The sequence below is a fragment of the Streptomyces sp. NPDC059850 genome, from assembly GCF_042731515.1.
Taxonomy (GTDB): domain Bacteria; phylum Actinomycetota; class Actinomycetes; order Streptomycetales; family Streptomycetaceae; genus Streptomyces.
In genome coordinates, this window is the sequence record NZ_JBHWJI010000068.1 from 40892 (window position 1) to 46154 (window position 5263).

The 5263-nt window shown below is 69.9% G+C and carries 3 protein-coding genes and 1 tRNA gene; 2 read left to right on the forward strand and 2 right to left on the reverse strand.

The annotated features are described in order from the left end of the window. Window positions 1-154: 154 nt before the first annotated feature. Window positions 155-2701 (reverse strand): ABC transporter permease, encoded by a 2547-nt coding sequence (locus ACFV9T_RS36930; RefSeq protein WP_385446909.1) that lies wholly within the window; start codon window positions 2699-2701, stop codon window positions 155-157. A gap of 74 nt (window positions 2702-2775) precedes the next feature. Further along, on the reverse strand, window positions 2776-3558 hold the full coding sequence (locus ACFV9T_RS36935; RefSeq protein ID WP_385446910.1) for an ABC transporter ATP-binding protein: 783 nt from the start codon (window positions 3556-3558) through the stop codon (window positions 2776-2778). Window positions 3559-3960: 402 nt separating this feature from the next. On the opposite strand from ACFV9T_RS36935, the gene ACFV9T_RS36940 reads away from it, so the two are divergent. Both ACFV9T_RS36940 and ACFV9T_RS36945 read left to right on the forward strand, forming a co-directional pair. After that, window positions 3961-4043, forward strand: a tRNA-Leu gene (locus ACFV9T_RS36940). 207 nt (window positions 4044-4250) lie between these two features. Beyond that, a complete protein-coding gene (locus tag ACFV9T_RS36945) occupies window positions 4251-5153 on the forward strand; it encodes a Bax inhibitor-1/YccA family protein (protein ID WP_385446911.1) in 903 nt (300 codons plus the stop codon). Window positions 5154-5263: the final 110 nt, after the last annotated feature.

The following is a 5263-nucleotide window of genomic DNA, read 5'->3' on the forward strand; positions in this document are numbered from 1 at the left end:
TAAGCACATACCCTCGCGTTCGTCCCGCGGGGGGGCGGCGGGCCGGGGCCGCCGGGGCCCCCCCCCGTGTGGGGCGGCTCCCGTTTGGCTACCCCCCACGGCGCCTCCCGCGGGTCACCCCCTTCCCCCCCGTTCGGGTCACTCCGAGGCGGTACTACTCGGCCTTGATGGACTCCAGCATGTTCAGCCTGGCCGCCCGGCGCGCGGGCCACAGGGCCGCCAGCACGCCCACGAACGCGGCCATCGCCAGGAACAGACCCATCCGGCCCCACGGCAGGACCAGTTCGTAGGTCGTCAGCCCGGTGGCGATCAGCTCACCGGCCGCCCAGCCGAAGAAGACGCCGAGGCCGATCCCGAGCACCCCGCCGAACAGCGAGATGACCAGCGACTCCAGCCGCACCATCCGCTTGATGCCGCGCCGGTCCAGGCCGATCGCGCGCAGCATGCCGATCTCCTGCGACCGCTCGAAGACCGACATGGCCAGGGTGTTGATGACCCCGAGCACCGCGACGATCACGGCCATGGCCAGCAGGCCGTAGAGCATGTTCAGCATCAGGGTGAACAGCTTGGCGATGCTGTCGGAGATGTCCTTCTTGTTCTGGACCTGGAGGGCCGGGTTGTCCCCGAGCGCCTTCGTCAGCGCGTCCTTGTTGGCCTCGGTCGCCCCGCCCTTGGTCTTCAGCATCACCTGGAAGTCGGCGACGGTGGTCATGTGCGGGGTGATGGTCGCGGTGTCGGCCATGACGCCGCGGATCATCTGGTTGCCCTCGTACACACCGCCCACGGTCAGCTTGGCGCTGCTGCCGTCCGGGTACGTGACCGGGATGGCCGAACCGACCTTCCAGCCGTGCTGGTCGGCGGTCTTGTCGTCGACGACGGCCTTCTGGCCGCCGAAGCCGGAGAAGGACCCCTGGAGGAAGTCCACGCCGACCAGTTCGCCGATGGCCTTGGCGTTGACGCCCGACACGGTGGTCGTCTCGCCGCCGATCTTGGCCGGGGTCTGGCGCAGCGGGCTGACCGCGGTGACCTCGGGCTGCTTCTCCAGCGTCTTGGCCACCTCCGGGGAGAGCGGCCGAGGCGCCCCGCCCGCGCCGCCCATGCTGACGACGTAGTCGGACTTCAGCCCGTCCGAGGCCATCTGGTCGATGCCCTTCTGGACGCTGCCCGCGATGACCGTCATGCCGGTGATCAGGGTGAGGCCGACCATCAGCGCGGAGGCGGTGGCGGCGGTACGGCGCGGGTTGCGCACCGCGTTCTGCCGGGCGAGCTTGCCGGACATCCCGAAGAGCCGCAGCACCGGCGAGGCCGCCGCGATCAGCGGCCGGGACAGCAGCGGGGTGAGCACGAACACGCCGATCACCAGGACCGCGGCGCCGAACGCCATCGGGCCCTTGCCGTCCATGCCCTGGCCGGAGCCGTACAGCACCAGCGCGACACCGGCCGCGCCGAGCAGCGCGCCGATGGTGTTCCGTACCACCAGACCGCGGGTCGTCGGCGCCGCGTGGACGCTGCTCATGGCGGCGACCGGCGGGATCTTCGCGGCGCGGCGGCCCGGCAGCCAGGCGGCGAGCACGGTCACCACGACGCCGACGAGCAGCGACGCCGCCACCGTGGTCGGCTCGATGACCAGAGGCCCGTCCGGGACGGTGGCCCCGGTGGAGCTGAGCAGCGAGCGCAGCCCGGCGCCGATGCCGACACCGGCGGCCATGCCCACGACGGCCGCGACGGCGCCGACGGCGGTGGCCTCGATCAGCACCGAGCGGGTCACCTGGCGGCGGCTCGCGCCGACCGCCCGCATCAGGGCCAGTTCCTTGGTGCGCTGGGCGACCAGCATGGTGAAGGTGTTGGCGATGATGAAGATGCCGACGAAGAGCGCGATCCCGGCGAACACCAGCATCGCGGTCTGCATGCTGCTCATGCCCTGCTTGATCTGCTCGGCCTGGTCGTCGGCGAGCTTCTGGCCGGTGGCGGCCTCGGCGTTGTCCGGCAGGACCTTGTCGACCGCGGACTTGAGCGCGGCCTGCGAGGTGCCGGGGGCGGCCTTCACGTCGATCTCGTCGAACTGGCCGGGCTTGGCGAACAGCTTCTGCGCGGTGGCGTTGTCGTACAGCGCGAGGCTGCCGCCCGCCGCCACATTGCCGTCGTCGGTGGTGAAGATGCCCGCGATCTTCTCGGTGCGCACCGGTCCGTTCACGGACACCCGGATGCTGTCACCGGCCTTGTAGTGGCCCTTCTCGGCGGACTTGGAGTCGAGCGCGATCTCGCCCGGACCCTTGGGCGCGTGGCCCTCGGTCATCGTGTACCGCGGGTCCTTGCCATCGGGCCCCGGGTAGTAGTTCCCGCCGAGGGTGGAGAAGCCGCCGCCGAGCAGCTCGCCGTTACGGTCGGAGAGGGCGGAGTAGCCCTTGACGACGCCGGTGGCGGAGGCGGCGCCGGGCACCTTGGCCGCCTTGTCGAGCACCGCCTGGCCCAGCCGCGGCGTTTCGCCGGAGAGGCTGGAGCCGGAGTCGGACTTGTGCGGGGTGATGGCGACGTCGACGCCGTCGAAGCCCTTCTCGGAGCTCTTCTGATAGGCGGCGGAGATGGTGTTGGTGAAGACCAGGGTGCCGGAGACGAAGGCCACGCCGAGCATGACGGCGAGGACGGTCATCAGCAGCCGGGCCTTGTGCGCGAGCACGTTGCGCAAGGCGGTACGGAGCATGAGAGTTCAGTCCAGGGGAGGAAGGGGGAGTGCGGAGGCGACAGCGGCGTGCGGTGACGGACGCGCGCCTCGCGTCAGCTCGTACGGCCCTTGGCGTCGAACCGCTTCATGCGGTCCAGCACGGAGTCGGCGGTCGGGTCCATCAGCTCGTCCACGATCTGGCCGTCGGCGAGGAAGACCACCCGGTCGGCGTAGGCCGCGGCGACCGGGTCGTGGGTCACCATGACCACGGTCTGGCCCAGTTCGCGCACCGAGTTGCGCAGGAAGCCCAGCACCTCGGCGCCGGAGCGGGAGTCGAGGTTACCGGTGGGCTCGTCCGCGAAGATGATCTCGGGCTTACCGGCCAGCGCGCGGGCGACGGCGACGCGCTGCTGCTGACCGCCGGAGAGCTGGCTGGGGCGGTGCTTGAGCCGCCCGGCCAGACCGACCGTCTCGACGACCCGGTCCAGCCACGCCGGGTCCGCCTTGCGGCCCGCGATGTCCATCGGGAGGGTGATGTTCTCCAGCGCGTTCAGCGTCGGCAGCAGGTTGAACGCCTGGAAGATGAACCCGATCTTGTCGCGGCGCAGTTGGGTGAGCTTCTTGTCCTTCAGGGCCGTCAGTTCGACGTCGCCTATGCGGGCCGAGCCGCTGGAGACCGAGTCCAGGCCCGCCATGCAGTGCATGAGCGTGGACTTGCCCGAGCCCGAGGGGCCCATGATCGCGGTGAACTCGGCTTGCCGGAACTCGACGGAGACGGCGTCCAGGGCGACGACCTGGGTCTCTCCCTGTCCGTAGACCTTGGAGAGGTCCGTTGCTCGGGCCGCCGCCGTCGTGGGACGGGCGGCGGACTCGACGCCGGAAGTGGTGGTGGTCACGGTGCGGGGCTCCTGTCGTGCGGTGCGGTCGGCCGGGACGTCCTTCCATCGTCCTTGCCATAAACAAGGACGAGATCCCTCGCTCCTCCGGTTCTGCGCGCGACTCGGGTCGTAGGCGCGTCGGCCGGAGTCCTCCTTGGGTAGGAGAGGACCCCCCGAACGGGGGCATCGAGATTGCGTCAATCCGCCGTCAAAGGGGTCACAGGGCATATAAGCAGGTCCGGTCGGGCGCCGGCATCGGCGGGTACCCTGACCCACTACTGATGGGCCCTCAGTTGCCAATAAAATAAGACAACCTCGGTCCGGTGATTCGCTGTTCGGGTCCATCGGCCCGGATAGGCTCGTGCTGCTCTCCTATGGGGAGGGAAGTACGTCACTTCGTACGTCCCAGGGTGAGCCGCTGCCCGGATGGTGGAATGCAGACACGGCGAGCTTAAACCTCGCTGCCCCTCGCGGGCGTACCGGTTCAAGTCCGGTTCCGGGCACCTCCAGATCTTGTGGCCGCACTCTGTGTGCGTGGCTGGTCGCCCATCGTGCGGCCAGGGCCCGCGTCCGGCCCCGCCCCCGCTTCCGCGGGAACCTCGCGCTGTCCGTACGCGCGTGAAAAGATCCTCCCTGGGCACTAGAGTGCTTTCTTTGCTTACCCATTACTCTTGAGTCAAGGTCGCGCAGGGCGGCCATGGAGGAGTGAGATGAGGAGCAGCAACCCGGTCTTCTCGCGACGGGGGTTCAGCCGCGGCGGCGGCTACGCCGGCTTCGGCGCGGCCCAGCAGGCCGGGGGCCCCGCCGCAGTCCAGGGCAACCCCTACGCGGGCAGCAATCCGTACGCGCAGCAGCAGACGCAGCAGGCACCGGGCAACCCTTATGCGGCCGGTGCCCAGCAGAACCTGACGCCCGAGCAGCTCCAGCAGATGTACGGGGCGCCCCCGGCCGGTCCGCAGACCGACCGGATGACGATGGACGACGTCGTCATGCGCACCGGCATGACGCTGGGCACGGTCATCGTCGCCGCCGCGGCGGCGTGGATCGCCCAGCTGCCCATCGGCGCGGGCATCGGTGCCGCGCTGATCGCGATGGTGCTGGGCCTGGTGCAGGCGTTCAAGCGCAAGGCCTCGCCCGCGCTCATCCTGGGATACGCCCTCTTCGAGGGGCTCTTCCTCGGCGTCATCAGCCAGGTCTACAACGAGCGCTGGTCCGGCGCCCCGATGCAGGCGGTCCTCGGCACGATGGCCGTCTTCGTCGGTGTGCTCGCCGCGTACAAGACCCGGCTCATCCGGGTGAACGCGCGCTTTCAGCGCTTCGTGCTCGCTGCGGCCATCGGCTTCGTCCTGCTGATGGCGGTCAACCTGCTGTTCGCCGTCATCGGCGGCGGTGACGGCATGGGCCTGCGCACCGGTCCGGTGGGCATCATCTTCGGGATCATCGGCGTCGTGCTCGGTGCCGCGTTCCTGGCGATGGACTTCAAGCAGGTCGAGGACGGCGTCCGGTACGGCGCTCCGCGCGAGGAGTCCTGGCTGGCCGCGTTCGGCCTGACGCTCTCGCTGGTGTGGATCTACCTGGAGCTGCTCCGGCTGATCTCCATCTTCAGGGACTGACGCGTCGGGGGCCACGCGGCCCCCGGTGCACCCCTACAGCCGAAGGGCCCGCGGAGGCGATTGCCTCCGCGGGCCCTTCGGCCCTGTGCGACGTAACCCGCTCTCGTGTC